This is a genomic window from Corynebacterium sp. H78 (assembly GCF_037572275.1).
In the GTDB taxonomy this organism is placed as follows: domain Bacteria; phylum Actinomycetota; class Actinomycetes; order Mycobacteriales; family Mycobacteriaceae; genus Corynebacterium.
Window position 1 is genome coordinate 1,071,214 of record NZ_JBBHKX010000002.1, and the last position, 25,807, is coordinate 1,097,020.

General features: G+C 56.8%; 20 protein-coding genes. 18 read left to right on the top strand and 2 right to left on the bottom strand.

Annotated features, from left to right (window positions below):
* Nucleotides 1-76 precede the first annotated feature (76 nt).
* From metH to WG934_RS05990, 3 genes are all read left to right on the top strand, one after another.
* Nucleotides 77-3,736, top strand: a complete 3,660-nt coding sequence (metH, locus tag WG934_RS05980; RefSeq protein WP_339978520.1) for a methionine synthase — start codon at nt 77-79, stop codon at nt 3,734-3,736.
* Between the two features lie 222 nt (nt 3,737-3,958).
* Nucleotides 3,959-4,627, top strand: coding sequence for a DUF2202 domain-containing protein (locus WG934_RS05985; RefSeq protein WP_339978522.1), 669 nt, complete (start codon nt 3,959-3,961; stop codon nt 4,625-4,627).
* A gap of 196 nt (nt 4,628-4,823) precedes the next feature.
* Nucleotides 4,824-6,779, top strand: a complete 1,956-nt coding sequence (locus tag WG934_RS05990) for a heavy metal translocating P-type ATPase (protein ID WP_339989113.1) — start codon at nt 4,824-4,826, stop codon at nt 6,777-6,779.
* A gap of 25 nt (nt 6,780-6,804) precedes the next feature.
* Here WG934_RS05990 and WG934_RS05995 read toward each other — a convergent pair whose 3' ends face one another.
* The gene (locus tag WG934_RS05995; RefSeq protein WP_339989116.1) at nt 6,805-7,692 is read right to left on the bottom strand and encodes a thioesterase family protein; all 888 of its coding nucleotides are present in this window, start codon (nt 7,690-7,692) and stop codon (nt 6,805-6,807) included.
* 98 nt (nt 7,693-7,790) lie between these two features.
* On the opposite strand from WG934_RS05995, the gene WG934_RS06000 reads away from it, so the two are divergent.
* From WG934_RS06000 to WG934_RS06020, 5 genes are all read left to right on the top strand, one after another.
* Complete coding sequence (locus WG934_RS06000) at nt 7,791-8,510, top strand: HAD family hydrolase (RefSeq protein WP_339989119.1); 720 nt, start codon at nt 7,791-7,793, stop codon at nt 8,508-8,510.
* Complete coding sequence (locus tag WG934_RS06005) at nt 8,497-8,760, top strand: phosphoribosyl-ATP diphosphatase (protein WP_339978527.1); 264 nt, start codon at nt 8,497-8,499, stop codon at nt 8,758-8,760. The genes WG934_RS06000 and WG934_RS06005 overlap by 14 nt, the downstream gene beginning before the upstream one ends.
* Before the next feature lie 15 nt (nt 8,761-8,775).
* The gene (gene hisG, locus WG934_RS06010) at nt 8,776-9,621 is read left to right on the top strand and encodes an ATP phosphoribosyltransferase (protein WP_339978528.1); all 846 of its coding nucleotides are present in this window, start codon (nt 8,776-8,778) and stop codon (nt 9,619-9,621) included.
* Between the two features lie 199 nt (nt 9,622-9,820).
* The gene (gene aspA, locus WG934_RS06015; protein WP_339978530.1) at nt 9,821-11,293 is read left to right on the top strand and encodes an aspartate ammonia-lyase; all 1,473 of its coding nucleotides are present in this window, start codon (nt 9,821-9,823) and stop codon (nt 11,291-11,293) included.
* A gap of 136 nt (nt 11,294-11,429) precedes the next feature.
* Complete coding sequence (locus WG934_RS06020; RefSeq protein ID WP_339978532.1) at nt 11,430-12,743, top strand: anaerobic C4-dicarboxylate transporter; 1,314 nt, start codon at nt 11,430-11,432, stop codon at nt 12,741-12,743.
* Nucleotides 12,744-12,767: 24 nt separating this feature from the next.
* Here the strand turns inward: WG934_RS06020 and WG934_RS06025 are convergent, their stop codons facing one another.
* Entirely contained in the window at nt 12,768-13,655 is an 888-nt protein-coding gene (locus WG934_RS06025) for a RecB family exonuclease (protein WP_339989120.1), read from the bottom strand.
* Between the two features lie 77 nt (nt 13,656-13,732).
* Here WG934_RS06025 and WG934_RS06030 point away from each other — a divergent pair, with 77 nt between their 5' ends.
* The 10 genes from WG934_RS06030 (at nt 13,733) to WG934_RS06075 (ending at nt 25,788) form a co-directional block, all read left to right on the top strand.
* The gene (locus WG934_RS06030) at nt 13,733-14,569 is read left to right on the top strand and encodes a tRNA (adenine-N1)-methyltransferase (protein WP_339989122.1); all 837 of its coding nucleotides are present in this window, start codon (nt 13,733-13,735) and stop codon (nt 14,567-14,569) included.
* 38 nt (nt 14,570-14,607) lie between these two features.
* Nucleotides 14,608-16,188: a proteasome ATPase gene (arc, locus tag WG934_RS06035; protein ID WP_339978536.1), complete on the top strand. Its 1,581-nt coding sequence runs from the start codon at nt 14,608-14,610 to the stop codon at nt 16,186-16,188.
* A complete protein-coding gene (gene dop, locus WG934_RS06040) occupies nt 16,178-17,761 on the top strand; it encodes a depupylase/deamidase Dop (protein ID WP_339989123.1) in 1,584 nt (527 codons plus the stop codon). Before arc ends, dop begins: the two co-directional genes overlap by 11 nt.
* A 94-nt stretch (nt 17,762-17,855) precedes the next feature.
* Nucleotides 17,856-18,056 carry a ubiquitin-like protein Pup gene (locus WG934_RS06045; RefSeq protein ID WP_339989125.1) on the top strand — a complete coding sequence of 67 codons (201 nt, stop codon included), beginning with the start codon at nt 17,856-17,858 and terminating at the stop codon, nt 18,054-18,056.
* Nucleotides 18,057-18,059: 3 nt separating this feature from the next.
* A complete protein-coding gene (gene pafA, locus WG934_RS06050; protein WP_339989127.1) occupies nt 18,060-19,541 on the top strand; it encodes a Pup--protein ligase in 1,482 nt (493 codons plus the stop codon).
* 47 nt (nt 19,542-19,588) lie between these two features.
* Nucleotides 19,589-20,551, top strand: a complete 963-nt coding sequence (locus WG934_RS06055; protein ID WP_339989128.1) for a helix-turn-helix transcriptional regulator — start codon at nt 19,589-19,591, stop codon at nt 20,549-20,551.
* A complete protein-coding gene (locus WG934_RS06060; RefSeq protein WP_339978543.1) occupies nt 20,552-21,547 on the top strand; it encodes a WYL domain-containing protein in 996 nt (331 codons plus the stop codon). It abuts the gene before it with no gap.
* Between the two features lie 50 nt (nt 21,548-21,597).
* Nucleotides 21,598-21,951, top strand: coding sequence for a Sec-independent protein translocase subunit TatA (gene tatA / locus WG934_RS06065; protein WP_339978545.1), 354 nt, complete (start codon nt 21,598-21,600; stop codon nt 21,949-21,951).
* A gap of 78 nt (nt 21,952-22,029) precedes the next feature.
* Nucleotides 22,030-23,058 carry a twin-arginine translocase subunit TatC gene (gene tatC / locus WG934_RS06070; protein ID WP_339978547.1) on the top strand — a complete coding sequence of 343 codons (1,029 nt, stop codon included), beginning with the start codon at nt 22,030-22,032 and terminating at the stop codon, nt 23,056-23,058.
* A gap of 12 nt (nt 23,059-23,070) precedes the next feature.
* Entirely contained in the window at nt 23,071-25,788 is a 2,718-nt protein-coding gene (locus WG934_RS06075; RefSeq protein ID WP_339989129.1) for a DEAD/DEAH box helicase, read from the top strand.
* Nucleotides 25,789-25,807: the final 19 nt, after the last annotated feature.

The following is a 25,807-nucleotide window of genomic DNA, read 5'->3' on the forward strand; positions in this document are numbered from 1 at the left end:
TTTCCGGGTGCCCTTTCTTCGTGTCTAAGTGGGCTCAAAGTAGGGATTTCAAAAAAGTAGACTAAGGTGTCTACTTATGACTACAGAGCTGACATCCCCATTCCTTGATGCCCTTCGTAACCGAGTATTAATCGGCGACGGGGCCATGGGCACTCAGCTGCAGTCGTTTGACCTGGATGTCGAGAAAGATTTCTTTGGCCTGGAAGGGTGCAACGAGATCCTGAACGACACGCGCCCGGATATTCTCGAGCTGATTCATCGTCGCTATTTCGAAGCGGGGGCTGACCTCGTTGAGACCAATACTTTCGGCTGCAACCTGCCTAACCTCGCAGACTATGACATTGCAGATCGTATTCGTGAGTTAGCGGAGAAGGGCACCGCGATTGCTCGCAAGGTAGCCGACGAGATGGGTCCTTCGGAGGACGGCACTCCACGCTTCGTGCTGGGGTCACTTGGGCCGGGCACCAAGCTGCCTTCGCTTGGCCATGCACCGTACGCTTCACTTCGCGACGCGTATACCGAAGCTGGACTCGGGATGCTCGATGGTGGTGCCGATGCCTTCCTCATCGAGACGTGCCAGGACCTGCTTCAGGTCAAGGCCGCTGTCAACGGTGTCAAGGCAGCGATGCGCCAGCTGGAAAAGCGAATTCCGATCATCGTGCACGTCACAGTAGAGACAACTGGAACGATGCTCATGGGCTCTGAAATCGGTGCTGCACTTGCTACTTTGCAGCCACTCGGCATTGACATGATCGGACTGAATTGTGCCACCGGCCCAGACGAGATGAGCGAGCATCTCCGTTATCTCTCTACGAATGCGTCGATCCCTGTTTCCGTCATGCCCAACGCAGGATTGCCTGTACTTGGGAAGAACGGTGCGACATATCCACTCCAGCCGGACGAGTTGGGCACCGCACTGCGTGGCTTCATTGAAGACTACGGGCTATCCATGGTCGGCGGCTGCTGTGGTACGACTCCGGAGCACATCTCCGCTGTCCGAGATGCAGTTCTCGGACGTGGCGCATGGGAGAGCGAGGGTGCAGCTGTTCGCGCGGTACGTGAGCGTGAAGCTGCCGACGCACCTGCGATCGACGAAGTTTCCTCGCTGTACGCTCCGATGCCACTTACGCAGGACACCGGCATCACCATGATCGGTGAACGCACCAACGCCAACGGATCGAAAGCATTCCGCGAAGCAATGCTCGCTGGCGACTGGGAAAAGTGCCTCAACACTGGGCGTAGCCAGGTCACCGATGGTGCACATCTGGTGGATCTCTGTGTGGACTATGTTGGCCGCGATGGACGCGAAGACATGGCGACGTTAGCGTCGCAGATCGCCACGCAAGTGACGCTGCCAGTCATGTTGGATTCCACTGAGCCAGATGTCCTGAGGGTTGGCCTGGAACATCTCGGTGGCCGTTGCGCAGTCAACTCAGTCAACTTTGAAGACGGCGATGGCCCAGATTCTCGTTACCAGCGCATCATGGAGCTCGTCGTCGAGCATGGTGCAGCCGTCGTCGCGCTTGTCATCGACGAAGAGGGGCAGGCGAGAACCGCCGATAAGAAGGTGGAGATTGCCGAACGCCTCATCGCAGATATCACCGGCACCTGGGGGCTACGCAAGCAAGACATCATCGTTGACTGCTTGACCTTCCCAATCTCTACCGGCCAGGAAGAAACGCGTCGCGACGGCATCGAAACCATCAACGCGATCCGAGAGTTGAAGGATCGCCACCCAGAAATTCACACCACCCTGGGCTTGTCGAATATTTCTTTCGGGCTGAATCCTGCCGCCCGGCAGGTGTTGAACTCCGTCTTCCTTAATGAGTGCATTAACGCCGGCCTGGATTCGGCGATTGCTCACAGCTCGAAGATCTTGCCGATGAACCGTATCGACGAGCGCCAGCGCGAGGTGGCGCTCGACATGGTCTATGACCGTCGTCGTGACGCGTCCCACCCAGATGGTGAATACGATCCGCTGCAGACCTTCATGGAACTATTTGAAGGCGTGTCGGCAGCAGACGCGAAGGATGCGCGCGCCGAAAAACTCGCAGCACTGCCTTTGTTGGACCGACTTGCCCAGCGCATCATTGATGGCGAGCGCACCGGCATCGAAGAGGACCTGGACCTCGCGATGAAGGAAAAGGAACCCCTCGCGATCGTGAATGAGGATCTTCTCCGCGGTATGCAAACTGTCGGCGACTTGTTTGGTTCGGGGCAAATGCAGCTGCCATTCGTACTGCAATCCGCCGAGACTATGAAGGCTGCGGTGGGCTACCTCGAAGGCTTCATGGATGCCGAAGATGCAACCGGTTCGAAGGGATCCATCGTCCTTGCGACGGTAAAGGGCGACGTCCACGACATCGGCAAGAACCTGGTCGAAATCATCTTGTCCAACAACGGTTACACCGTGCATAACCTGGGCATTAAGCAGTCGGTGTCATCGATCCTATCGGCAGCGAAAGACCATGACGTTGATGCGATCGGCATGTCCGGGCTGCTGGTGAAGTCGACCGTTATCATGAAGGAGAACCTCGAAGAGTTGAATTCCACGGGCGATGCCCAGCGCTTCCCGGTTCTCCTCGGTGGTGCGGCTCTGACGCGCACGTATGTCGAGAACGATCTTTCGGAAATCTACCAAGGCGATGTCTTCTACGGTCGTGACGCTTTCGAGGGACTTCGCATCATGGACGCGCTCATGGCAGAAAAGAGGGGAGAAGGCCTTGACCCGACGTCTCCCGAAGCTATCGCTGCAGCAGAGAAGAAGGAAAAGCGACGCGCCCGTAATGAGCGCTCAAAGCGTATCGCCGCTAAGCGCGCGGCGGAAGCAGCTGCCAACGCGCCAGAAGTACCCGCACGTTCGGATGTTGCTGTAGACGTGCCCGTCGCAAAGCCACCGTTCTGGGGTACGCGCATCGTCAAGGGAATTCCAATCAACGATTATTTGACGTGCCTCGATGAACGCGCTCTTTTCATGGGCCAGTGGGGTTTGCGTGGCACGCGTGGCGACGACGGCCCGTCGTACGAGGAGCTCGTCGAGTCAGAGGGCCGTCCGCGTTTCCGAGCTTGGCTCCAGCGTCTGCGTGCCGAAAACATCCTGCAGCACGCTGCGGTCGTCTATGGCTATTTCCCAGCTATCAGCGAAGGAGACAAGGTTCACGTTTTGCCACTACCAGCGGCCGGCGAAGAGCCAGATCCGCATGCCGAGCCTGTCGTGACCTGGGAGTTCCCACGCCAGCAGCGTGGCCGTTTCCTGTGCATCGCGGACTTCATTCGCTCGAAGGAGACTGCAATTCACGAGGGGAAAGTGGACGTACTGCCATTCCAGTTGGTCACGATGGGTCAGCCAATCGCGGATTTCGCAAATGATATCTACGCGAAGAATGAATACCGGGACTACCTGGAAGTCCATGGAATTGGCGTCCAGCTCACAGAGGCCCTAGCGGAGTATTGGCACCAGCGCGTGCGCTCTGAACTCGCGTTCACAGACGGCACAACAGCAGCTCGCGACGACTCGGATGACACGCAAGACTTCTTCAATCTGAAGTATCGCGGTGCACGGTATTCCTTCGGTTACGGTTCCTGCCCAGACCTGGAGTTCCGCAAGGGCATGATCGATCTTTTGCAGCCTGAGCGCATCGGGGTAGAGCTTTCAGAGGAGCTCCAGTTGCATCCCGAGCAGTCGACTGATGCCTTCGTTCTTTACCATCCCGAGGCGAAGTATTTTAACGTGTGACGGGGCCGGTGAGCGGTCAACGATGAATACCAATTGCATAATCACCAGTTCAACAGCGTTATCTCCCTCAGTGAAAACTTATAGATTTTTCACGATACTGCTATAGGCCTATCTAGACATGCCTATGCCCCTGGCGGTATATTTGGTTATGCCGGGTCGCTGGTCCGTCTGCAGAGTATTGAATCTGCAAACCTGCGACCTGCCATTTTACTAGGAGTAGCTATGAGTAACTCACTCATTGCCAGTGGCCTCGCAGCCCTGCTTGCATTTGGTGGCTCACTGGGCAGCCCTTCCGTGGATTCCCCAGGCTTCCCATCCCCACAGCTTCCAGAATCTCCAGGCATTGAGATTCCTGCACCTGAACTTCCAGGCGAGAACGACCAGCTCAGCGAAGTCGACAAGGATTTGCTAGTCGCGCTGGACGAAGAGCGCATGGCTCGTGACCTTTACTTGGAGTTCAACAAGCTGTACCCAGGCACCAACCAGTTCGAGAACATTCCAAATCGTGGCGAACAGGGCCACATGGATGCCATCAAGGCGCAGATCGATGCACGTGGTCTTGACGGTTCGAACTACTACGGAGAACCTGGCAAGTACCAGTTCCCAGAAGTTCAGGCAATGTACGATGCATGGCTGCTCCAGGGAAAGATCAGCAAGAAGCAGGCCTTCCAGGCTGCTGTCGACCTTGAAAAACAAGACATTATCGACCTCACTGCAATGAAGGATCGTGCTGCTGCAGCAGGCGAAACCGAACTTGTGGCAATGTACGAGCACCTGATTGCTGGCTCCGAAAACCATATCGTCGCATTCACCCGTGGACTCGAGGGTGGCGGCGGTGGCGGTCGTGGCCCAGGTGGCGGTGGCGGTGGTGGCTACCGTGGTGGCCGCTAACCACTAACGCTTCAACAACTCGTGCGCGCCCACCGGGGTGCACAACTTTGGCGACCTGCCTCTCATGCAGGTCGCCTTTTTCATTTTCTGGCTTACCTTAGCCTTCGAACAAACGTTTAGGAATGCCGTTATTTTTCCTGTTCAGATAGCCTAAACATGTGTGCGAACCTGCGCAGACTTGTGCGACGATAGTTATATGAGCACCGAAATGACCATCCATTCCCGTAGCTCCACAGCGCCCACTGCTACGACAGCTTCGGCACCAGGCCGAGGCGTCAAAGCATTCTTTACGTCGGCCGATGGGGCCATCGCCACAGCGACACTCATCGCGATAGTGCTGCACCTCGTGCTTCGCTACGGGCTGCACTACGACAGCTGGGCTGCACACTGGCCCCTCATTGCAATGGTCGTAGTCGGTGGCATTCCGCTGACCATTGATGTCATCAAGGGGGCGATTAAGGCCCGTGGTGGCGCTGACATGTTGGCTGCGATGTCCATCATTGCTGCAGTGCTCATGGGCGAATGGCTGGTCGCTGCCATCATTGTCCTCATGTTGTCGGGCGGTGAAGCTCTCGAAGAAGCCGCATCAAAACGCGCGTCCGCAACATTAGACGCGTTAGCGAAGCGCAGTCCTACGGTTGCGCACAAACTTCGTGGCACTACGCTTGCCGACGGCACTGACGACGTCCACGCCGACAGCATCACCGTAAACGACCTGATCGTCGTGTTGCCGCACGAGCTCAGTCCTGTTGACGGCGAGGTCGTTGATGGACACGGCTCAATGGACGAGTCGTACCTAACCGGCGAACCTTATGTCGTCCCGAAGTCGAAAGGTTCGACTGTTATTTCCGGCGCAATCAATGGGGAAGCAGCGCTGACCATTAGGGCTACCGCTGCTGCAAAGGACTCTCGCTACGCAAAAATCGTTGGTGTCTTGCGCGAGGCTGAGAACAATCGTCCTCCTATGCGACGCATGGCTGATCGGTTGGGTGCTTGGTACACGGTCATCGCGCTCATTCTTGCCTGCCTCGGGTGGGCAATGTCGGGGGACCCATCTAGGTTCTTGGCAGTGCTCGTCATCGCAACGCCTTGCCCTTTGCTTATTGGCGTTCCAGTCGCCATTATTGGCGCCATTTCCTTGTCCGCCCGACGCGGTATCATCATCAAGAATCCAGCCATGCTCGAAGATGTCGGACGAGTTACCACCGTGATGTTCGACAAGACAGGCACGTTGACGTACGGTCGCCCTTCGGTCACAGAAGTCATCACACCACACCGTTCTGCGATCTCCGCTGATGAAGTGTTGGCGTTTGCAGCGGCCGTCGAAAAGTACTCCAAGCACCCGCTAGCTTCTGCGATTGTGCGCGAGGCAGCTGATCGCAACCTTGAGGTACCCGAGGTTGACACAATTTCCGAACATCCCGGTCAGGGTCTAATAGGTGAAGTCGCAGGTAGAGCAGTGCGAATTACCAATCGTGCGGGGCTCGCGAAGTTTGATCCGCAATCCGTTGTGCAGCTGCCACCCACCGCAGCAGGAATGGAATCGGTCATTCTTATCGACGATTCGTATGCCGCCACACTGCAGTTCCGAGATGAGCCACGGTCGACCGCCTCCAGCTTTATCGAGCACCTGCCGAAGAAGCACGGTGTCAAGGAAATGATGATTCTGTCGGGTGACCGTGAAGCCGAGGTTCGTCACCTGGCCCAACAGGTCGGTATTGACACGGTGTTTGGTGGCATGTCGCCTGAGCAAAAGCTCGACATGGTTCGAGAAAAGACCACGGAGGGGCCAACCCTGTTCTTGGGCGATGGCATCAACGATGCGCCGGCGATGACGGCCGCGTCCGCCGGTGTCGCCTTTGGCGCGACCTCGGATGTCACCAGTGAAGCTGCTGATGCCGTCGTGCTTGATTCGTCATTGGAAAGGCTCGACGATCTGCTGCACATTGGTACCCGTATGCGTCGAATCGCGTTGCAGAGCGTCATCGGCGGCATGGGGCTATCCATCATCGGCATGATCTTGGCTGTATTCGGACTATTCACGCCTATAATGGGTGCGATTGCACAGGAGATCATCGATATCCTGGCAATCTCCAATGCAGCGCGAGTCGGCATAGTCCGAAAGGGACTATCCGACTTCGACGATAAGTAGTTAAGCCCGGCTAGGCTGCGTCTACCTATGCCAGTGGCGCTGCCTGCGGGCGGACCAGGAGAGTCTGAACGGAGCGGCCGATCGGGCCGTATTCGTCGTAAAGTTCGCCGGAGGTCATGCCAATTCCATCCGGCCCTACGGAACCGCGGGCGCTAATACCGATCCAGCGGTCGGTGGTATCGAGGTTCGGCTGGCGATGGATGTGAACAACCAAGTCGGTGTTCATAAACGCCCACTTGTTGTAGTCCAGCGTCGCGCCAATGCCGTTGGCGGTGTCAGTCAATTGCATCAGGTACTCGATAGGCGTTGGTACCTCGCCCTCGACGATTGGGTAGGGGGTACGCACCCAGTGGATGCGTGTTCCAGGGCCGGAATGGTGAACTGGGCTCTTGTCTTCGCCGGAGCGAGCTTCCACCGAGGAAATGAATCCGCCTGGCCATTGCTTTAGTGGCACAACCTCATCATTGCATTCGTCTGGCCCCGGGATGCTGCGGTCAAAAGCTCGCTCGATCTCGCTGGTATCAATCGTTGACATCTGCCATGCAGCGCCGGAGGCGACTGCACGCCAATTGCCGTTTTTGTCTTCGGCCAAGATCTCCGCCTCGATCTTCTGAATCTGCCGACCAGGGCGAGACACCCACGAACGAGTGCGAATCTCGGTGTAAGGCACCTGGCCGAGGAGGTCCACCGCGATTCGCGTGGTGCGCATTTCCGAGTCAGATCCTGGTCCGCGTTCCAGTGCACGCGTCAGCAACGCAGCTGGGGGAGCACCGTGCTGGAATGGGCCCCACGCACCATGTGCCAGCTCGGTACAAAGGAAGCGCTCGAACGTTGCTGGTCCTTGCTTGGTATCCATCTCGACGGTGCCGAGAAATTCAAAGTATGCCTGTGGCTGATCTGCAGATTCGCTCATATGGCGCACACTATCAGTTAATGGTGATTTACATCACTAGAAGTGGGGATTTTCCTCCGACTATCACCAGGTACCAATCCGGGCTAGGCTTGGCGATCGTGCGCGCACTACTTTGGGACATGGACGGCAGCCTCATCAATTCCGAACCCTTCTGGGAAATCGCAACCTATGAGTGCTCCGAACGACTCGGCCGTCGCCTTACTCCCGAGCTTCGCGCCACCTGCGTCGGAAACACACTGCGCGATACCGTCGCCATTTGTGCTGCACACGCCGGTGTTCCGCTTGACGACGACGTCGTGAAGCAAGAATCCGATTTCTTGGAAAACCGTGTGATTGAGCTGGTGCGCGAGAACGGAGTCGTGTGGCTACCAGGAGTGCGGGACATTATCGCCGAGGCGCATGCGGAGAGTATCCCGGTGGTGTTGGTGACGAATACGCGCCGTAAAGTCGCTACGCCGTGCATTGAAGCGATGGGCGAGCACATGTTTACCGCCACCGTGTGTGGAGATGACGTTCCCCATGGCAAACCAGCACCAGATCCATATTTGCGAGGCGTGGAGATCGCTGGCTTTCGACCGCAGGAATGTTTAGCTCTTGAAGACTCTGCGACTGGTACGCGATCCGCACTGGCCGCACAGTGTGAAGTGCTGTGGATTCCAATGGAAGGCGCGCCTCCACCAGCCGATGCAATAACGGCGTTGTCACCATTCGCTCGGCACTATGAAGGCACCCTGGAGGGGTGGCGGCTCGCCGATCTGCGGGCTGCCTTCGCCTGCGATCTGAAGACATGGAACAATAGGCCGAGTGAAGAACTTTGATGACCTCTATGCCGAATTGAAAGAAAAGGCAGAATCCCGCCCAGAAGGCTCCGGAACTGTAGAAGCACTGGACAAGGGCGTCCATTTCCAGGGAAAGAAGATCGTCGAGGAGGCTGGCGAAGTGTGGCTGGCCGCCGAGTACGAATCTGACGAGGAACTGTCGGAGGAAATCTCGCAGCTACTGTACTGGCTGCAGGTAGTCATGGTGGGTCGCGGACTCACTCCTGAAGACATCTACAAGTACCTGTAGGAAAGGACCCGCTTGATGCTGCGCGTTGCAGTCCCTAATAAAGGTTCACTGTCCGAAGCTGCTGTCGAGATTCTCGAAGAAGCTGGCTACCCGGGCCGTGGTGACTCCAAGAGCCTGACCATTGCCGATGCAGACAATGACATTGAGTTCTTCTTCCTTCGCCCGAAGGACATCCCAATTTACGTGGGCAACGGCCATCTCGATTTGGGTATCACGGGTCGTGACCTGGCTGCCGATTCCTTGGCTCCGGTCAAGGAAGTCTTAACCCTGGGGTTTGGCGGTTCGACGTTCCGTTACGCAGCGCCAGCAAACGAAGAGTGGAGCATTGAAGCTCTGGATGGCAAGCGCATTGCGACGTCGTACCCAAACCTCGTTCGTGAGGATCTGAAGGCTCGCGGTATGTCCGCGGAGGTCATTCGCCTGGACGGCGCAGTCGAGATTTCCATTCGACTGGGTGTCGCCGATGTTATTGCTGATGTCGTGTCGACCGGACGTACGCTGCGCAAGCAAGGTCTCGCTCCATTCGGTGAGCCACTGTGCACGTCGGAGGCAGTCGTTGTTGGCCGCGAAAACAAGGAAGTCACGGACGCACAGAATGTGTTCCTGCGTCGCCTGACCGGCATTCTGCACGCAAAGAACTACATGATGGTGGACTACAACATCAAGCGTTTGCACCTAGAGGAAGCGACCAAGGTCACGCCAGGCTTGTCGGGTCCAACGGTCTCTCCGCTTGCGCATGATGATTGGGTTGCTGTCCGCGCAATGGTGCCACGGAAGATGGCTAACCCGATTATGGACGAACTGGCCGAGCTCGGTGCTCAGGCTATCCTCGCATCGGAAATTCGCATCGCTCGAATTTAGGGGAACATCACCACGACTGCTGTCAATGGAAGTTCACTGTGACTTTCCTTATAGCAGTCTTCCCATCAGCAATTCTAGGGTAAAATAGCTGGTCACAGGCGGTTGCACGCGTTGAGCGCGCAACCGTCTTTTTCGTTCAAGTGTAGGGTCGAGAGTAGTTGGCTTGAGTCCACAATTTCCGAACCATAGGAGATTATCTATGTCGAACACCCGCACAGAAATTGACCTTCTTGGTGAACTCGAAGTTCCCAATGGCGCCTACTACGGGGTGCATACCCTCCGGGCCATCAACAACTACCAAATTTCGGGAAAAACCATCAACGAAGTTCCGGAGTTCGTTCGGGGCATGGTGATGGTCAAGAAGGCCGCGGCAATTGCCAATCAGCGTGTTCACACGATTCCTAATGATGTCGCTGCAGCAATCATTGCCGCTTGCGACGAGGTTCTGGAAAACGGCCGTTGCATGGATCAGTTTCCTATCGACGTATTCCAGGGTGGCGCTGGCACCAGCTTGAACATGAACACCAATGAGGTCATTGCGAACCTCGCGCTGGAACATCTCGGTTTCCCCAAGGGCCGCTACGACATCATCAACCCAAATGACGATGTCAATCAGTGCCAGTCCACTAACGATGCTTACCCAACTGGTTTCCGACTAGCCGTCCACATGGCGCTGGAGGATTTGAAGGAGCATCTACAGGAACTTGCTACCGCACTGCACGCTAAGGGCGATGAGTTCGGCAACATCATCAAGATGGGTCGCACCCAGCTGCAGGATGCTGTGCCAATGACGCTCGGCCAGGAATTCCATGCGTTTGCCACGAACCTGGAGGAGGAGCAGGCCACTATTTCTCAGGCTGCTGCTCGTCTGTTGGAAATTAACCTCGGCGCTACGGCAATTGGCACCGGAGTGAATGCTCCATCCGGCTACCGCGAAGCAGTTACTCAGGCGTTGCGCGAAGTGTCAGGTCTGGACGTCTCCTCGGCAAAGGACCTCATCGAGGCAACCAGCGACACTGGCGCGTACGTCAATGTCCACGCTGCACTGAAGCGCGCTGCTATGAAGATGTCCAAGATGTGCAACGACCTTCGACTGTTGGCATCGGGGCCACGGGCTGGATTGAATGAAATCAACCTGCCAGAACGCGCCGCTGGATCGTCGATTATGCCAGCAAAGGTTAATCCGGTGATTCCTGAGGTTGTCAACCAGACGTGCTTCAAGGTCTTCGGCAACGACGTCACTCTGACCATGGCATCAGAGGCTGGTCAGCTTCAGCTGAACGTCATGGAACCGGTTATCGGCCAGTGCATTTTCGAGTCGATCAGCCTGATGAAGAACGCAGCAGATACCTTGCGGGAAAAGTGCGTCGTCGATATCACCGCAAACGAAGAAGTGTGTCGCAATTACGTCAATAGCTCGATCGGCATCGTCACGTACCTGAATCCAGTGATCGGTCACCATGAAGGTGATGTCGTGGGTCGCGAGTCAGCCAAAACTGGCAAGTCGGTTCGAGACATTGTCCTGGAACGCAAGTTGCTGGACGAAGCAGAGTTGGATCAGATTCTGTCCGCTCACAACCTCATGCATCCCGAGTACCGAGGCAAGCGCTACATCGATGGCGAGACCCGACTTGGTGCACTCGGCATTGAAGCACCAAACAAAACCACGTAAATCCGTGTGACAGCATGACCGCAGCGAAGGGCCTTCCCAGGGTAAACAACCCGGGGGAGGCCCTTTAGCGTTGGTACATTCCCCACCAAAAGTAAATATAGATTCATAATCACCAATTCCCCAGAGAGGAACTGACATGTTGCTTACCCTGCAGATTGTCATCGTTCTAGCAGCCATCATCATTGGCGCACGTCTCGGGTCGATTGCGATCGGCCTCGCAGGCGGTCTCGGAGTCTTACTGTTGGGCCTCACCGGCATCCCAGTAACCCGAGAAGACATCCCATTCGACGTTATCGGCATCATCATGTCGGTCATCGCAGCGATCGCCGCTATGCAAAAAGCTGGCGGTATGGACTATTTGGTCCACGTCGCGGAGAAACTACTACGCAAGAACCCACGCCACATCACGTACTGGGCGCCCATCGTGACCTACTTGATGACTTTGCTCGCAGGCACCGGCCACACCGCCTTTTCCACGCTGCCGGTCATCGCAGAAGTCGCAAAGGAAGGCAAGGTCCGCCCATCACGACCACTATCGATCGCAGTTGTCGCCTCCCAAATGGCCATCACTGCTTCACCTATTTCAGCGGCCGTTGTGTTCATGGCGAGCCTGCTGGAGCCGAAAGGCGTCGGCTATCTGTCCCTGCTTGCCGTTGTCATCCCTTCAACATTCCTCGCGATTCTGCCCACCGCACTCATCACGAATCATTTGGGCAAAGAGCTTGCCGACGACGAGGTCTACCAAGATCGCCTCGCACGAGGTTTGGTCAAGCCCCCGCAAGGCCAGCTCGCAGAATATGTCGCCCCAAAGGGCAGCAAGCTGTCGGTTGGCATTTTCCTTGGTGCGATTCTCCTCGTCATGGCATACGCCACCATCAGTGCGGAACAGGTAGGTCTGATCACCGATCCAACGTTGCCTCGTAACGAGGCAATCATGACCATCATGTTGAGTGCTGCGACATTCATCGTCTTGGCCTGCAAGATCGATGCCGCAGAAATTCTGAATACTCCAGTGTTCAAGTCTGGTATGTCCGCCAGCGTCTGTGTCCTGGGTGTGGCATGGCTCGGAACAACCATCATCAACGAGCACATCGATGCAATTAAGAGTGGCTCCGGAGAACTGCTGAAGGAATCCCCGTGGATGCTCGCCATTATTCTCTTCTTCGCCGCAGCGCTTCTGTACTCGCAGGCTGCCACGTCGAAGGCTCTGATGCCGGCTGCTCTGGCGGTAGGCGTATCGCCTTTGACAGCCGTCGCATCGTTTGCAGCGGTTTCAGCACTCTTTATCTTGCCGACATACCCAACATTGCTTGCCGCAGTCGAAATGGATGACACTGGCACGACTCGCATTGGCAAGTACGTATTCAACCATTCGTTCATCATTCCGGGCACAGTGTGCATCGTGCTTGCCGTGATGTTCGGCTTCGCCATCGGCAGTGTGGTGCTCTAGCAACAAGGACGAACTGGATGCCGATCAGTCGCCGAAGGAACCAGGCCAGCCTGGATACTCCGGAGTAACCCCTCCGAATGCTGGGCACAATTCCTGGAATGAGCACCAACCACATAGTTTGGATTTCTTCGGAACAAAGTCACCGAATTCGCCATCCCTAACAATGTTTTCCCACAACGTCGCGAGCTCAGCCTCAAACTGGATGAGCTCCGATGTTGTTGGACTATGTACCAGGTCATCTGCAACCTTCAGGTACATCAACCTAAGTTGCGTTGGCACCCGACCCGTCAGGCGCCACCACACGAGCGCATAAAAGCGCATTTGGAAGAGCGCATCATCCTGGAAATGGGGATGTGGCTTCTTTCCCGTCTTGTAGTCAACGACTCGAACTTCACCTGTTGGCGCGATATCTACGCGGTCAATGAAACCGCGAACGGGCACGGTGGTGCCCACCGACTCGTCGCCAAGAATGAGCTGCACGAATTTCTCGGTCTCTGACGCATCGAAACCGGCTGGGTTTTCCATGAAGAAATACCCCTTGAGAAGGGCACGACACTCGACCAAAAACTCCATCAAGTCGTCTTCTGGCACCAGCTCATGCAGCGACTCATCCTTCGCTTTCATCTCAGCCCAATGTGGCTTCAGGCGCAGGACTGCGCCTGGATAGGTGCGCTCCTCACGCGGCCAACTATGCATTTCCTCCAAGACAGCGTGAACCAGCGTGCCCTTGACCTGAGCAACCGTGGACGGCTCCGGCAACTTATCAATGGCACGAAATCGATACTTCAGCGGGCATTGCTGGTAGTCATTTGCACGCGACGGCGATAACGCAAGCTTGCTTACCTTGCGCTTCGGAGCGGACTCAGTGCCGGCGCTAGCTTCAGTTCCAGAATATCCACTTACCTCAGGCATACTGTCTACGTTAAAGCACGACCCGGATTGCCTCCGCGTAGCCCGGCATCTCAACTCACAAGGAGCTTGTATTCCACATGGCAGATAGCGGACCATTTCAGGTAGGCGACAGGGTTCAACTGACGGACTCGAAGAACCGCCATTTCACAATCATTCTTGAAGAAGGCGGCCAATTCTTCACCCACCGTGGTGCCATTGCACACGACGATCTCATCGGCGCTGCCGAAGGCACCACGGTGACATCAGCGGAAGGCACCGTCTACCTGGCGCTTCGCCACCTCATGGTCGACTATGTCCTGTCGATGCCGCGAGGCGCAGCCGTCATCTACCCAAAGGATGCAGCTCAGATCGTCATTGAGGGAGACATCTTCCCAGGTGCCCGCGTCCTGGAAGCCGGTGCCGGCTCCGGTGCGCTGAGCCTCAGCTTGCTCCGCGCTATCGGCCCAGAGGGACAGCTCATTTCGTACGAGGTTCGCGAGGATCACATCGAGCATGCCGAGCGCAATGTCGTCGACTTCATGGGCGAGAAGCCTGCAAACTGGGATCTACGGCTCGGTGATCTGAATGAGGCGACCGTCGAAAAGCTCGGAGGCCCAGTTGACCGCATTATTTTGGACATGTTGTCGCCATGGGAATGCCTCGATACCGTCAGCTCGGTACTGCAGCCAGGTGGTGTGCTGATGGTGTACGTGGCGACGGTGCCACAGCTCATGAAGGTTATGGAAGGTATCCGTGAGCAGAAGTGTTTCACGGAGCCTCGCGCGTGGGAGTCATTGGTCCGGGATTGGAACGTCAAGGATCTGTCGGTTCGCCCAGCACACCGCATGCAAGCGCATACTGCTTTTCTCGTGTGGGCGCGTCGCTTGGCTGATGGCACGGTTCCGCCACGTCCGCAACGCCGTAACCAGCGGTAGTTACGTGACTCACACCCGGGTGACGGTAACCTAAGTGTATGACCAACCCCGCAGAACAAATCCGTGACTTAGAGCACAAGAATCATACGTTGGGGATCCGCAATAACCGGCTTGTCCAGTTGCTGCGGGACTCTCGAAATCAGCTCGAACTGCTGCGCCAGGACATCGAGCAGATGATGGAGCCGCCCTCGACGTATGGCATTTTCTTGGAGCCCGGCGCGCAAGATGGCTCTGCAGAAGTTTTTGCTGGTAATCGACGGATGCGCCTGCAGGTGCTGGCATCGATCGATGTGAAGTCTCTTGTTCCGGGAAGCCTGGTTCGGCTTAACGACGGCTCGTTAGTGGTCGAGGACTGTGGTTATCCAGATCATGGTGATTTGGCGCTTGTGCGTGAGGTCCTCGCGGATAGGCAGCGTGTTCTTGCGACGGATCATCACGGGGAAGAGTTTGTGCTCCGGTTGGCGGGGAATCTGAACGCCAAGGTCGGTGACACGGTCTTGATTGACCGTAAATCAGGTCACGCCTTTGAGGTCATTCCGAAGGCCGAAGTTGAGAACCTGGTGCTGGAGGAAGTCCCTGATGTCGAGTACACCGACATTGGCGGTTTGGATAAGCAGATCGGCCAGATTCACGACGCCGTCGAGATGCCATTCTTGCACCCTGAGCTTTTTACTCGGTATGACCTGCGCCCGCCTAAGGGTGTCCTGCTGTATGGCCCTCCAGGCAACGGTAAGACACTGATTGCGAAGGCCGTGGCGAATTCGCTAGCTCGCAAGATTGCATTGAAGAGCGGCAAGAGCGAGAAGGAAGCAGCCCGCGCACAGTCGTACTTCCTTAATGTCAAGGGCCCGGAGCTGTTGAACAAGTTCGTGGGCGAGACCGAGCGTCAGATTCGATTGATCTTTGACCGTGCCCGCGACATCGCGGAAGATGGTCGCCCGGTCATTGTCTTCTTCGACGAGATGGATTCCATTTTCCGCACCCGTGGCTCCGGTGTGAGCTCCGACATGGAAAATACTGTGGTGCCGCAGCTGCTCGCTGAGCTCGATGGTGTCGAGGGACTGGAAAATGTCATCGTCATCGGCGCCTCGAACCGCGAAGAGATGATCGACCCGGCCATCCTGCGCCCTGGTCGTCTCGACGTCAAAATCCGCATTGAGCGCCCGGACATCGACGGCGCTCGCGACATTTTCGGCAAATACCTCACTCAGGAGCTCCCGTACCGCGAGGACGATATTGCCCGCCACGGTGGAGTAGAGCAGAACATCGCTTCGCTTATCGACGCCGTCGTGGAGCGTATGTACCGAGCAACGCCAGATAACGAGTACGTGCGTATTCGCTACGTCGATGGTTCGGCGGAAACGCTGTACTTCCGTGATTTCAACTCGGGCGCCATGATTGCCAACATTGTGGATCGCGCAAAGAAGTCCGCAATTAAGAGTGTCATTGCTGGTGGACCTGACGGTATTTGCGAGCAGCATTTGATGGACGCTGTCGCTGAAGAGTTCATGCAGAACGAAGATCTCCCGAATACGTCGAACCCAGACGAATGGGCGCGTATTTCCGGTCGTCCTTCCGGCAAGGTAGCCGCTGTGGAGGTCGTTCACCATGACCACTAATGCTCAGCAGACCAACGGGGGCGAGCGCCGTATTTTTGGCACCGAGGTCGAGTACGGCATCTTGTCGCCGGAGGATCCCACGGCGAGCCCTATCGTGACCTCAACGCAAGCGGTGCTGGCATACGCCAAGGCACATGAGGGTGGCTTGGATCGGCGCACCCGGTGGGACTACGCACCAGAGTCGCCACTGCGAGATAGCCGTGGCTTTGATCTGCGTCGCTATCACCAGACTCCGATCATTGATCCCAATGCAGTGGGTGCTGCCAACCTTTTGCTGCGCAATGGTGCGCGTTTCTATGTTGACCATGCGCACCCTGAATACTCCGCACCAGAGACAACATCAGCGTGGGATGCTGTTATTGCTGACCGCGCAGGTGACCACATCATGCTGGAAGCCGCAAAGCTTGCAGCGCAAGAAATCGATGACGAGGGCAATCCAGGCCCAGTACTGAAGATCTACCGCAATAATGTAGACGGCAAGGGCGCAAGCTACGGCACACACGAGAACTACTTGTTCCGTCGCGAGACAGATTTCGCCAACATCGTTGTCGGTCTCACTCCGTTTTTCGTGACTCGCCAAATCTTCACTGGTGCTGGACGAGTAGGTCTTGGCCAGCGTGGCCAAGAAGCTGGCTTCCAGGTTTCCCAGCGTGCCGACTACATCGAGACGGAAGTCTCTCTGGAAACGACACTGAACCGTGGCATCATCAACACCCGCGATGAACCACACGCGAATCCAGACAAGTGGCGTCGCCTGCACGTCATCATTGGCGATGCGAACATGAGCGAGTACGCAACGTTTTTGAAGCTCGGCACCACTGCGTTGGTTCTCGACGCTATCGAAGACGGCGTTGACTTCTCCGACCTCGCACTGCGAGAACCCGTAGCAGAAGTACACCGCGTCTCACATGACCTGACGTGTACGAACAAACTGGAACTAGCCGATCACACGACTCACCTCACCGCCATCGACATTCAGCGCGAGTATCTCCGCCGAGTGAGCGTGTACGACACCGAGGGGACCGTCGTAAAGCTGTGGGCACAAGTTCTTGATCTACTTGCCGACGATCCCCTGAAGACTTCACACCTGTTGGACTGGACTGCGAAGTTGAAGCTCATGGAAGGGTTGCGCAGTCGCGCAGGGCTTGGTTGGGATCATCCGAAGTTGGCGTTGATTGATTTCCAGTACTCGGATATTGATCCGGCGCGTGGTTTGTATCATGCACTGGTTCGTCGTGGGGCAATGCAGACGCTGGTTCCGGAAGAGGACGTACTCCATGCTGTGACGCACGCGCCGACAACTACTCGTGCGTATCTGCGCGGTGGATTGTTGCGCAGGTTCTCGGATGACATCGTGGCGGCGAGCTGGGAAAGTGCGGTCGTCGATCGATCGGGCACGTACAAGCAATCCGGTGACATCAATGACGCGGATCTTGTGCGCCTGAGTTTCAGTGAAGTGGATGGTCTTCATGAGGATGAAGTCGGCGACATTATGGAATCCGCATCGGGCATCAGTGATCTTGTCGATGTCCTCTCTGAGCGAGGGCTCGCAGGGCTCGGCGCGCAGGAGTAACGCGACCATCGCGCACTGCGCCGTGCTCACGCAAGTAGCAGCACCTGCGAACTAGCATATGAATAACAAACATAATTTTTGAGGAGTGAAGAATATGGCTGATGTGAAGGGCACCCAGATTTCCGGTGGCGGTACCGGCGGTGGCGACGACGATGTCCTCGGCGACGTCTCCGGTGGCGGTCAGGCGCAGGCTCATGTGAGCTCGACTGACGATCTTCTCGACGAGATCGACGGCCTGCTGGAAAGCAACGCTGAGGAGTTCGTCCGTTCGTACGTTCAGAAGGGCGGCGAATAGGCCGTGACCGGGGACGCTTCTACCGTGCCCGCTGCCACCGCGCCTGCTGCTGCTCTTGTCCGTCGTATCAACGGCATCGAAACCGAGTATGGAATCACGTGCACAGTCGATGGTTCACGGCGGCTAAGCCCGGATGAGATTGCTCGCTACATGTTCCGCCCAGTGATTGAGGAATATGGCGCGACCAATATCTTCACCGCGAATTCCGGTCGCCTGTACCTTGACGTGGGTAGCCATCCTGAGTTCGCGACCGCTGAGTGCGACTCGGTGAGCCAGCTCATTGCGCATGACAGGGCAGGAGAGAAGCTTCTCGACGATCTCGCCGTCACAGCGGAAGATGCCCTGGCGAAAGAGAACATCGGCGGCAAGGTGTTCTTGTTCAAGAACAACGTCGACTTCGCCGGCAATTCCTACGGTTGCCACGAGAATTATCTCGTTGGTCGCGACATGGGGCTGAAGGCACTGTCAAAGTTGCTGCTGCCGTTCCTGGTTACGCGCCAGTTGATTTGTGGTGCCGGACGCATTTGGCATCCGTACCCGAATTCTCCACATGCTGATGATCCTGTCCAGTACTGCTTCTCGCAGCGCGCAGATCACGTGTGGGATGGTGTCTCATCTGCGACGACGCGTTCGCGGCCAATTATTAATACCCGCGATGAGCCACACGCGGACTCGACTCGTTTCCGTCGTCTGCACGTCATCGTCGGCGATTCCAACATGAGCGAGACGACGACTGCCCTCAAGGTCGGCTCGACCCAGCTGGTGTTGGAAATGATTGAGGCAGGCTTTGCACTGCCGGATCTGGAAGTCGCAAACGAAATCAAGGCGATTCGCGCAGTGAGTCGCGACCTGACAGGCACCACCCCGATTGCGCTGCGCAACGGGGAAGAAGCGACAGCGCTGGAGATCCAGCTTGCATTCTTGAACGCGGCGAAACAGTGGTTGCAGCAGCGTCCAGAGTTCAGCCGCGTTGAAGGCATTCCAGGTCGAGGCACACCGAACGTGGATATGGCTCGCATTATCGAGCTGTGGGGACGAGTACTGGATGCTATCGAGTCGGGCGATTACTCAACCATCGACAAAGACATCGACTGGGCTATCAAATGGTCTTTGATCAAGCGCTATCTTGATCGTGGCCTGGCCATCGATGATGCCAAGCTCGCACAGATCGATCTCGCGTATCACGATATCCGCCCAGGTCGCGGTATTTTCCGAATGCTCGAAGCAAAAGGCGCGGTGACCCGGTGGATTGACGATGCTGCTATCGAAAGTGCCGTCGCAAAGCCTCCGCAGACTACGCGAGCAAAGCTGCGCGGTGAGTTCCTCGCCGCGGCACGTGCGTCGAAGGCACAAACCGTTGTGGACTGGACGCATTTGAAAGTCAGCGACGATGAGCCAGAGACCGTCGTTGTCGATGACCCATTTGAGGTCGACAACGCTAAGGTCGCAGCTCTTATCGAGACGATGGTCGGACGCGAAACCTAAGACCGGAAGACAACACCGAACTCCCACTCGTGAGAAGGAGACCTTTTATGGCGACGGAAGTCACAGACGCAGCTCGCTCCCGTATGGCCTCATTGGTCATTGCACTTGCCGACGATCCCGGCTGGATCTCCACCGACTGGATCGGCCACAACGTCGACGGATATACGGGCATCAAGAGGGAGAGTGTCGAGCGATATTTGCGTACCGATGTCGCCATGCTGCAGGACTACGGTGTGCCCATTCAAGAATCTGGTGGTCGTTTCCGTCTCGACGACGCCATGTGGCGCCTCAGCGACCCTGAGTTCACAGAAGACGAAGCAGCAGTTATCGCCATGGCTGCCCGTGTCGCCTTTAATAGCCCTGACCTCGCGCAATTCGCGAAGTCGGGTTGGGGAAAACTTGCCTCTGTGGCTCGGCGCAGTGACCTACGCGGTAGCGAATCTACAGTCGTCGTTGCCGACACCGTTGACCTTGACGGCGCGCATTTTGAGCTTCTGTTGGAGGCTGCTCAACCGCCACGTCGACAAGTGCAGTTCTGGTACGCCAAGCAGCACGGTGCCGATGACGAGCTGCGCACGATCGAACCGTGGGGGATCGCCAATTTGCGCGGTCGCTATTACCTCGTCGGCTTCGACTTGGACCGCAAGGACGTCCGTACGTTCCGGCTCACGCGCGTCCACGATGTCGTTGATACCGGCACCGAAGCAATGTACCCGCGTGAGAAGGGCAATCTGCAAGACATCGTGGAACGTACCCTGTCGCGTGGCCAATCGCCCGTGGTCGGCGTGGTTCGAGTCGCGCCAGGCCGATGCCTCGACCTCACCCGTCATGCGGAACTGCTTCACGACGACGTCTGGAAGCTCCCACCCGTGCCTGAATGGCAGTTGGTCGAACATGGGCTTCACTACGCGGGGTTCCTCGAAGTAATCGAGCCAGTGAGCGTGCGGGAGGCCGTCGTCAAGCGTTTGCAGAACATCATCGCGGCGGATGCTGCCGGGGAGGACAACTAAATGAAGCCTCAGAATGATTCACCAGACCTGACGCTGCCACAGTTATTGAATCTGGCACCGTACTTTGAGGAGCCGAAAACTTTCACAGAGGCAGCGACCGACTTGGGGCTTACCGTTGCGCAAGTACGCGCCGGGCTGGAGCAGTTGGCGAATCTCTCTAGGCCGGGATTGACTACCCGCAATGCATACACGGTGACTTACTCGGGACCGTGGACTGCTCAAGTCATCCCGGCTGTGGAAGCACTGGCGCAGCCGATGAAACTCACTCCAGCAGAAGCTGCGACGCTGCTGCTTACGTTGGAGACGTTGGAAACATCGGCAGCTTTGAATGATCCGGAAGTGGTGCGGTCGGCGGCCGCGAAGCTGCGGGAGATTAGCTGGACCTCTGGTGCGATCGTGGATACGACTCCAGCGACGGCGGGCAACATTGAGTTTGCACAAGTCATTCAGTCAGCAATCCGGGACCGGAACGTCATCGAAGTCGAATACCGCAATGCCTCAGACGAGCGATCAGTTCGATTGCTGGATCCAGTTCAGGTGATGGCGGTAGAGGACATCACCTATCTGCAAGCGGCTGACCATGACGACGATGCCAAGACAGTCAAGACTTTCCGTATCGATCGCATCGAGTCTGTGCGCGCCACGGACGCTCAAGCTCGATGGATTGCCCCTCGAAGTGTGGACCCGCTCGACCCGTATGGTTTCAACGAGGATGAGACTCCGGAGAAGTGGGCAAGCATTATGGTGAATGCCGATGCGACCTGGGTATCGGACTACGACCCAGTGTTCTGGTCGGACGAAGAAGACGATGGTGAACAGGGGTACCCAGCGTTTATCCCGATGGGGAATGTTGACCAGGCCGTTTCTTTTGTCCTGCGGCGTGCGCCAAGCGTAGAGGTTATAGAACCGGTATCGTTGCACAAGGCCGTTATCGCTCGCGCACGCGAGGGTCTTGAAGCGTATGGTTACCAACCACAGACTTCATCTGCACGATAGTGGCAGAGTATTTCTTAGTCTTATCGTTCCCGTGAAAGGTGAATAAGCGAATGCCAAATCTCGGACCTTGGGAAATCATGGCTATCCTCGTCGTCATTGTGTTACTCTTTGGCGCGAAGAAGCTCCCAGACGCTGCACGTTCACTGGGTCGTTCCATGCGCATCTTCAAGTCTGAAGTGAAGGAAATGCGTAACGACGACGAGCAGCCACAGGCAATTCAGCAGGCTCCACAGGCACAGCCACAGTCTTACTGGGATCAGCAGGCTCAGCAGGCAGTTTCTCCACAGCAGCCACAGGCACAGCCAATGCAGCAGCCTCAGGCACAGCAGCCTGTCCAGCCGGCTCAGCCGATCCAGCAGCCACAGCAGGACCAGAACCCAGGCTCTGGCCAGCCACAGCAGTAGGCGCCAGTAGGGACAGTGACTTCGCCAACTAAACCTTCGCGATCCCGTAAGAAGAGGGAGCGGGATCCCGAAGGCGTAATGACGATCGTTGAGCACATCCAGGAGCTTCGCTCCCGGCTGCTAAAAGCTATAGCCGGCTTGTTGATCGGTACTATTTTGGGCTTCATGTGGTACCAAGCGGCGTTCACTCTTGGCCCCTGGAAGATTCCGTTCACGGGAGCCTCGACTGGCTCGCTGCATTTCAACTCCCTCGGCGAGTTGTTGAAGGAACCGTATTGCGCGCTGCCAGAGGAGCAGCGTTTTGGCAATGACGGTGAGTGCCGTTTGCTTGCTACCAGCCCATTCGAGATGTTTATGCTGCGCATGAAGGTCGGCGCACTTGCCGGCCTCGTTCTTTCATCTCCGTGGTGGCTGTACCAGATTTGGGCTTATGTCACGCCTGGTTTGGTCCGCAAGGAACGACGCTTCACGCTTCTTGCTGTCTCCGCAGCTGCGCTGCTTTTCGCCGCTGGTGCGGTTCTAGCGTACTTCGTTGTTTCGTATGGCCTCGAGTTCTTGTTGCAGATGGGCGATAACGCACAGATTGCAGCGCTCACTGGTGAACGGTACTTTAACTTTTTCCTCGCATTGATCCTCATTTTCGGCGTGAGCTTCGAGCTGCCGCTGTTCATCATCATGTTGAATGTGGCGGGCGTTCTTCACTACGAAACGATGAAGGATAAGCGACGCATCATCATTTTGCTGCTGTTCCTTTTCGCAGCATTCATGACACCAGGCCAGGATCCTGTTTCCATGCTGGTGCTAGCGCTGTCGCTGACGATCCTCATGGAAGTCGCAATTCAATTCACGCGTATCAACGACAAGCGTCGCAACCGGGAACGACCAGAATGGCTCGACCTTGACGACGAACAAGCATCGCCTCTCGCCGGTAACGGCGGAATTGGCGCACCAACGCCAGTTGAGGGAGCAAGCCCAATTACGACGTCGCAAAGCCCAATGAATTCGACACCACCGGTAGCGGGACCGATCGCGCCACCGGCACCAGTGCAAACAGAACGGACAGATCTCCGACAGCGCCCCGCTTCAGACTTCGATGACGTTTTGTGACACCCTATATCTATGACACTTCTTGGTGACTTCGTCTCCGACTTAGGGTTCGAACTCGATGAGTTTCAGCTCCGCGCTTGCCAATCAATTGAGGCAGGGCGGGGCGTTCTCGTGTGTGCACCCACCGGCGCAGGTAAAACCGTCGTTGGTGAGTTCGCAGTGCGCGCAGCGCTCGACATGGGTGGTAAATGCTTTTACACGACGCCCATTAAGGCTCTGAGCAACCAGAAGTACCATGACCTCGTCGACGTTTATGGCGAGAACAAGGTCGGCCTGCTAACTGGCGATGTATCCATTCATGGCGATGCGGACATCGTCGTGATGACCACCGAAGTGCTGCGCAACATGCTCTATGCAGGCTCACCGACGCTGCGCCGGCTTTCGCATGTGGTCATGGACGAGATTCACTATCTCGCAGATAAAGAACGCGGTGCGGTCTGGGAAGAGGTCATTTTGAACCTCGACCAGGCGGTGTCCGTAGTTGGGTTGTCAGCGACGGTGTCGAACTCCGAAGAGTTCGGCAACTGGCTCACGACGGTTCGTGGCAAGACCGACGTCGTCGTGACGGATTTTCGCCCAGTTCCGCTGACACAGCACATGCTGGTGGGCAATCGGATGTACCCGTTATTCGAGGCAGGCGGCACTGAAGTCAACCGTGATCTAGCCGAAGCGTGTCGACGAGCCGAAGGCAACTACGGTGACGCCGGCGGCAGAGCTCGGTACGAGTACCAAAAGCGTCGGCAATGGGACGATGAGAAGAAGCCACAGCGCTTTCGCCCGGCGCGTCGCGGCGATGTCGTTCGCATGTTGGGTGGCGCGTCGATGCTGCCTGCGATCGTGTTTATCTTCTCGCGTGCGGGCTGTGAGGGTGCTCTGCAGCAGTTGTCTGCCTCTCGGATGGAACTCACCACGCCCGAGGAGCAACAGGAGATCGCGCAAATCATGGACGCGGGTGTCGCGGACATTCCCGTCGATGATCTGCAGATTCTTGGCTACCGTCGCTGGCGTCGCATCGTGATGCGCGGTTTTGCTGCGCACCATGCGGGGATGTTGCCGGCGTTCCGGCACATCATCGAAAAGCTCTTTAACAAGGGTCTGGTCAAGGTCGTCTTCGCGACGGAGACGTTGGCGCTAGGTATCAATATGCCTGCGCGCACCGTCGTGTTGGAGAAGCTCGTCAAGTACAACGGTGAGGCTCACGTTGATCTGACTCCGGGGCAGTACACGCAGATGACGGGTCGTGCTGGTCGTCGTGGCATTGATACCGAAGGCCACGCGCTGGTGCAGTGGGCTCCAGCAATGGATCCGAAGTGGGTGGCAGGTCTTGCTTCGACTCGAACCTATCCGTTGATTTCGACGTTCGCGCCAACCTACAACATGTCCATCAACTTGCTGCGCACCCTTGGGTACGAGGACGGCAAAAAGATGATGGAGCGTTCCTTTGCCCAGTTCCAGACTGACGGCGATGTCGTTGGCGATGCTGCTGAGCTCGACCGCGCCCGCGCGAAGGTCGCTGAGCTCACCGCAGGTATCGAGGCTCTGGACAAGTCCGGCGATCAGACGGACCGCATGGATGCCATTCTCGAGTATTTGGATATCCGCGCGAAGCTGTCCCAAGAAGAAAAGAACGCCAAGCGTCGCAATATTGAAGACCGTCACACTGAAACGGTTGTTGCGCTGCGACGACTCCGCCGTGGCGAGGTCATTGCCATCCCATCGGGGAGGAAGGCTCAGCTGGCCGTCGTCACGCGTGAAGATACGTCGGCTAAGAACCCACGGCCATCGGTTTTGGGTGTCAGTGGTTTCACAGGCAGGGTAGAGCCGGACTGGTTCCCGTCTGCTCCGACGGTGGTAGGCCGGATTAAGGTGCCACATGACATTGCGCGAAAGCCACGGAAGTCGCTGGCGATTGTGAAGTCGGAGATGGCTCGTCAGAATTTGCGTGCGCCGAAGCGTTTACAGCGTCGCAGTGCGGTGAAGTCGCCTGCAGTGAAGAAGTTGCGCGACGAGATGCGCCGTCATCCATTGCACAACGATCCTGCTGTCGAGGCAGTGGCAAAGGATGCCGCTGCGTTGCGTCGTGCGCGTATGAAGGTCGCTGCTTTGGAGCGTCGGGTTGAGCAGGCAAACGACTCGTTGGCACGGATGTTTGACCGCGTACTGGCTTTGCTCGGCGAGCAGAGTTACGTCGAATGGGATGACGCGGGCAAGCCAAGTGTGACGGAGGAAGGCGAGCGTCTCGCGCGTATTCACAATGGCTCGGACTTATTGGTGGCGCAGTGTTTGCGTCGCGGAATCTGGGACGGCTTAGACCCGGCAGAGCTTGCAGGTGCAGCTTCGTCGTTGACGTTTGAAAACAGGCGCGCCAATCAAGGCTCTGACGAGGTACCAACCGAGCCACTCGCCGACGCGCTCGGCCACACCTACCGGTTGTGGGAAGAGCTATCGTCCGACGAGCGTCGCCACCGCCTGCCAATTACGAATATGCCGGATATTGCGTTTGCTACGGCCATTCACCAGTGGACTGCAGGAGCGCCGCTCGGGTACTGCATTCAGGCTGCTGCAGAAGCTGGTGCAGAGCTCACCCCGGGCGATTTCGTGCGTGCCTGCCGTCGCGTTATTGACCTTTTGGAACAGATCAAGCAGACCGGATACTCCCGGGAAATCCGTGACCATGCGGCCGAAGCGATCCAGGCAATTCGCCGGGGAGTCGTGGCGCTCGGAAACTAATCCACAACAGGTTCTACTG